General features: G+C 73.7%; 4 protein-coding genes. All 4 read right to left on the bottom strand.

Annotated elements, in window-relative coordinates; translation table 11 throughout:
* Nucleotides 1–747: MlaD family protein (locus ACY35P_RS14770; protein WP_462116600.1), on the bottom strand; the 747-nt coding region annotated here is incomplete at its 3' end.
* 3 nt (nucleotides 748–750) lie between these two features.
* Nucleotides 751–1,347 carry a hypothetical protein gene (locus ACY35P_RS14765; protein ID WP_462116599.1) on the bottom strand — a complete coding sequence of 199 codons (597 nt, stop codon included), beginning with the start codon at nucleotides 1,345–1,347 and terminating at the stop codon, nucleotides 751–753.
* Nucleotides 1,334–2,107, bottom strand: coding sequence for an ABC transporter permease (locus tag ACY35P_RS14760; RefSeq protein ID WP_462116598.1), 774 nt, complete (start codon nucleotides 2,105–2,107; stop codon nucleotides 1,334–1,336). Before ACY35P_RS14760 ends, ACY35P_RS14765 begins: the two co-directional genes overlap by 14 nt.
* 6 nt (nucleotides 2,108–2,113) lie before the next feature.
* Nucleotides 2,114–5,449: a WD40 domain-containing protein gene (locus ACY35P_RS14755; protein WP_462116597.1), complete on the bottom strand. Its 3,336-nt coding sequence runs from the start codon at nucleotides 5,447–5,449 to the stop codon at nucleotides 2,114–2,116.
* Nucleotides 5,450–5,660 lie beyond the last annotated feature (211 nt).

The following is a 5,660-nucleotide window of genomic DNA, read 5'->3' as shown; positions in this document are numbered from 1 at the left end:
CGTGGCGCGCAGGTCGCCGAGCACCGCGGGGACGTCGCGTTCGGCGGCCGCCACGACACGGTCGGTGCGCGCGAGCGTGCGATCGGCGCCGACGGCGATGGTCGCGATCGCGCGGCGCGTCTCCACCAGCGTGCGCTGGACCTCCGCGTTGGTCTGCACCAGCCCTTCCGTGGCGCCGCGTCCGGCGGCGAGCAGGCCCTGCAGGTCGCCGTCGGGCGCGGCGAGGCGCGAGGTGAGCGCATGGGCGTCGTCCAGCACGGGCGTGATCTTCGCCTCGAGGCCGCCGGCGATCTCCGCGAGACCGCGGCTGCGCTCGAACGGCAGCACCTCGCCGCCGTGGATCGCGCGCGCGTCGTAACGCTCGGGCACGAGCTCGATCACCGACTGGCCGATCATGCCTTCCTGCGCGAGGCGTGCGCGCGAGGTCTTCGGCACGTAGTCGAGGTAACGGCGGAAGACGTCGAGCGCGACGCGCACGCGGTGGTCGGACTGCGTCGAGGGGGGCAGCAACTCGATCGCCGCGACCTGCCCCACGACGAAGCCGTTGAGCTTCACCGGCATTCCGCGGGTGATGCCGGACGCCGACGTGGCCATGAAGTACAGCGGGCGCGTGGCGGTGAGCAGACCTTGCTTCCAGCTGACGAGCGCGAGCAGGGCGGCGACGCCGAGCACGGCCGGCAACGCCACGGCGAGGCTGCGGCGCCGGAGTCGGGCGTAGGCGGGATCGGGGGCGTCGTTCGGGATCATGCGTCAGAACCGCAGGAGGGGCGCCGGGACCGCGCCGGCCAGCGCGGGCGCGGTGCGGCCGAGGAAGGTGATCGTGCGCAACGGGAAGCGCCGGTGGAAGAGTGCCGGCAGGTGCGCCACGTCGGCCGCGCGCGGATCGTCGAAGACGCCGTCGATCAGCAGCCACTCGGGCTCGCGCAGCCAGGCGCCGAGGAAGTCGAGTTCGACGCGCCGCACCCAGTCGAGCGCGGAGATAGGCGTCTCGGGCGCGATGCCGACGAGCAGGCCCGCTGGCGGCGACGGCGCCGCGCGGTCGCCGGCACGGTGCTCGCGGGCAAGCTCGACGCATTCGTGCACGGTCGGGTCCATGGCGCGCTCCACGATCGGCCCGATGACGGCGACCGCCTCCGGTGCGGGGCCGACGTGCAGCCGCCATGCCGTGCGGGCGCCGGCCAGCCACGGCGCCGCCGGCCGCGGTGCGAGCGCGAGCGCGTCGACGAAGGCGCGCCGCATCGTCGGATCGTCAATCCCGATGCGACCGACGCTGCCCCGCGGCACGGCCTGGACCGCACCGTCGCCGGCCTCCGCGCGAAGCACGAGGGCGGGCTCAGTTCTGCGCACGCACGATCCCGAACAGCAGCACGCCGTAGACGAAGTAGCCGAACGCGGCATTGAACAGGCTCATCACGAACAGGCTCTGCATCACCGCGCGCGAAAGCGTCGCCGGCATCGTGCGCGCCTGCGCCGCGCCGGTGGCGCTGCCGCAGTAGGCGCAGACCGTCGCGATGATCAACCCGAACGCGAAACTCTTGATCGCGGTGTACGCGATGTCGACCGGCGTGAGCAGATCGAGCAGGTGGCCGCCGAGCGTGGCGATGGACAGGCCCATCAACGCCGCGCTGCCGAGCAGGCCGCCGGCGATGGCGATGAGCTGGAAGTAGAACGTCAGCACGACGTTGGCCGCGGCGATGCCCAGCACCGCGGGCACCAGCAGGTAGTCGCGCGGCGCGATGCCGTCGAGCGCGAGTCGCCGCGTGTCGCCGGCGACCGACGCGAGGCCCAGGCGCGCCGCGAGCACCATGCCCACGCGCACCAGCACGATCAGCGCGGCGATCATCGGGCCGACCTCGCGCATCACCACCTGCACCAGCAGGCGCACGGCGGTTTCGGGGTCGGACGTCACCAGGCTGGTGACCCCGGCGATGATCAGCGTGCCGAGGCCCGCCGAGCGCACGCCGATGTCGCCGAAGCCCATGCGCGCCGTGTCGAGGAAGACCTGCAGGAAACGGCGCCGGTACGGCAGGCGGCGCAGCAGGCCCGCGTTGCGCAGGGCGTGGCCGGCGAGGGCCGCGTAGCCGCGAAGGTCGGTGGCGATCGCCATGCGGGCTCAGTGCGCCACGACGTCGACGTCCGTCGCCCGGCGACGGAAGTCGAACAGCGACGGGCGCTGCAGCGCGCGCGTGTCGGGCGGGCCCGCCAGCGCGGCACCGTTGCGCACGACGGGCGCCGCGCCGCGCGACGCCACCGCGCCGCTGCGCACCTCGGCGGCGAGCGCCGGCACGCGGTCGAGCGCGTAATGCAGCCACTCGGGCAGCGCAATGCGGCCGTCGACCGGCGCGTAGTCGGCCTTGCCCTGCTCGATGCCATCCTTGACCAGCGCATAGCTGAGCAGGCCGTGCTGCGTCGCGTCCGATTCCAGCGCGACGTCGTTGGGCTGCGTCGCCGCGAGGATGCGCAGGCCCTTGTCGTACGCCAGCTGGCCGAGCCCGCGGCTGCCCATCGGCCCGGGCTTGAAGCCGGGCTGCGCGATCGAAGCCGCCGAGTGGCAGGCATCGAGGATCAGCACCAGCTCGCCCGCGTCGATGTCGCGCAGCCACGCACCCAGCTCGTCGGTGCCGATGCCGTGCGCGAGCAGCTCGGGCGTGACGAGCCGCGAACCGGTCTCGCCGATGTCGTGCGGCAGCAGGTGGAAGCCGCCGTCGCGCGAGACCGCGCCGTGGCCGGAGAACGAGACGATCACGACATCGTCCGGGCCCACGGGCGCACGGCCGGCCTCGCCGCGCGACAGCCCGCGCAGCGCGTCCTCGATCGCGGCCTTGGTGGCGGCGTCCGGCGTGTCGGCGTCGGAGACGAGTTCGATGCGGACGACGTCGTCGAATTGCCCGGTCGCGCGCAGGCGGGTCTCCAGGGCACCGCCGATCAGGCGCGCATCGCTCGCGGCGAAGGCGAGGTCCCAGGCCGGGCTCTCGTAGACGTCGACGCCGATGTTGACGAGGATCGCCCGGCGCGGCCCCGGCGCCCGGAACGGCGCGTCGGTCGGGACGATGTACCGGTCGAACGCGGTCGGTGTCTTGATGCGATCGCCGTTGAAGGCGTAGGCGGAGAACACGAACGACGACGACGCCCCCGCGGTCGGCAGGCGTACCGGGAAGTGCCGGCGGAACGTGCCGGGCGTCGTGCCGGCCGGCAGTGCGCCGTCGACCCAGCCGACCAGCTGGCCGTCGCGCATCAGCCGCAGGTCCTGCGCGCGCAGTGGCACGCCGTTGGCGGTCGCGACCTCCACCTCGACGTCTACCGTGTCCGGGGCGCCGCCGGCGGCGAACCCGACGATGCGGACGTCCGGCACGCGCGTGTCGACGGCCGCCACCGCGGCGACCGGCGGCAGCGGATCGCCGCCCAGCAGGCGCGGCAGCAGGCGCGGCTCGTAGAAGTCGCGCATGAAGGCTTCGAGCGGCACGGGCACCAGCGGCGCGGAGGGCAACACCCAGTGCAGCCCCTGCAGGCCCTCGAGATCCGCCGCGTCGAAGCGGCCGGCTGCATCGACGACCACGCCGCTCGAGCTGATCCAGGGCCCGGTGCCGGCCCCCTGCAGTTGCAGCAGCATCGCGCGCCAGCCGGTCTCGCCGACCGCCCACAGGCGGGTCGTCGCGTCGTCGGAGGTGGTGGCGAGCCATCGGCCGTCCGGGGAGAAGTCGAGATCGGCGATCCGGTCGTCGTGCCCGCGCAGCGTCTGCAGGGCGGCCCCGTCCGCGGCGTTCCACAACCGCAGGCTGCCGTCGGACCCGGCGGTGGCGAGGCGCGTCCCATCCGGCGAATAGCGCATCGCGGAGACGCCCGCGCCGTGCTCCGCGAACGCTCGCGCGTCGCCGCCCGTGACCGGCTGCAACCTGACGCGACCCTGCGCATCGGCGAGCGCGAGCGCACGGCTGTCGGGCGTGAACACGAAGGCGTCGTGCGGCTCGCCTTCCATGACGGCCGTCTGGCGTCCGGCCGCGACGTTCCAGAGCGTCACCGGCCGGTCGTGGCCTCCCGCCGCCAGCCATTTGCCATCGGGCGAGAACACCACGCGCCGCACCACATGGTCGTTGACCGGCCAGATGCCCTTCGGCGCGCCGGTGCGCGCATCCCACAGCCGCACTTCGGCGGCGCCTTCCGGCTGGAACACGCCCGCCGCGACCAGGCGCCCGTCAGGAGAGAGCGCCATCGACGACACGGTCCCCGGGGCCTCGAAGACACGCAGGTCGCGCCACGTCGCCGTGTCCCACAGCGTCGGCCCGCGTGGCCCGTCGGCGAGCAGCGCGGCGCCGTCGTGGCGCCAGTCCACGGCCTGGAATTCGCCGGTGCTGATCGACGTGGCGGACGACTGCCCCGTGCGCAGGTCCCAGACGTCGCCCCCGACCACGAGCCGCTGGCCGTCGGGCGAGAACCCGATGCTGCGCGCACGGCGTCCGCGGCCGCGCATCTCCACAAGCGGCTCGCCGCGCGCGACGTCCCAGACGGCCATGCCGGTCGCGTCGATCGCCAGCACGCGGTCGCCGCGCGGCGAGAACGCGGCACCGGTGACGTAGTCCCGCGGTCGCACGCCCGTGGCGACGTCCGCGCCCGTCGCGACGTCCCAGACATGCACCGTCACGCCGGCCGACAGCAGGCGCGTGCCGTCGCGGTTGAACTCGAGCGACTCGACCTGGCGCCCGTGACCGGCGATCACGCGCCGCACCTCGCCGCTGCGCCAGTCACACAGCCTGACGCTGCCGTCGTCGCTCCCCGACGCCAGCGTGCGGCCGTCCGGCGAGAACGCGAGCGCGTTCACCTGCGCGTCGTGCCCGACCAGATCGCGAAGGTGGGCGCCGGTGCGCGCGTCGTACAACAGGATCGCCTTCGACGGCATCTTGGCGATCGCGACCGTGGACCGGTCGGGCGAGATCGCCGCGGTCGTCAGGCCGAACGGCGCGATGTCGATGGTCGTGAGCTTCTGCGGCGACGTCTCGATGACCAGCACCACGCCCGTCTGCTTCGCGACCATCAACGTGTCCGAACGCTCGGACGCCCATAGGCCGCGGACCTCCGCGCCGACCTGGAACGCGGCGCCGCGCACGCCGGAGACCACGTCCCAGCCCTGCACCTCCCCGCTCGCCGAGCCGGCGAGCAGCGTGGTTCCATCGCCACTGAACTGCAGGCGCGTGATCGCGCCCGCCCCCCCATGCAGGGCGTGCAGCTGACGCCCGGTGCCGGCGTCCCACACGACGACGCGTCCGTCCGTGCCGCCGCTCGCCACGAGCCGTCCGTCCGGCGACCACGCGGCGGTCCTCGTGTTCGACTGCCCCGTCTGGACCACCAGGCGCGGCGCGACCGGTGCCGACGACGTCGACGCCTGCGCGGCGTCGGCGACGAACAGCCCGAGCACGGCAATCAAGCCAAGTCGATGGCACAGGACTGCATTCATCGGTCGACCGCCTCCATCGTTTCCGCGTGCTGCGGCGCGTCCCACGCGAACCGGTCCGCGTCCCGTGCGACGAGAAACGGCGGATCGCCGAGCGCATGGGCCACGCCTGCCGAGCACACGATCGCATCGCCTCCCCCGCTCGCCAGGAGGCGTCAACAACCTGCGCGTGCTGCAGTACTTCGAGCACGAATGGAATGCGCCGCAGGCCGAG

This window comes from Lysobacter xanthus (genome assembly GCF_047159895.1).
The sequence above is the reverse complement of the archived record's forward strand: the minus strand, read 5'-3'. Positions and strand labels throughout refer to the sequence as shown.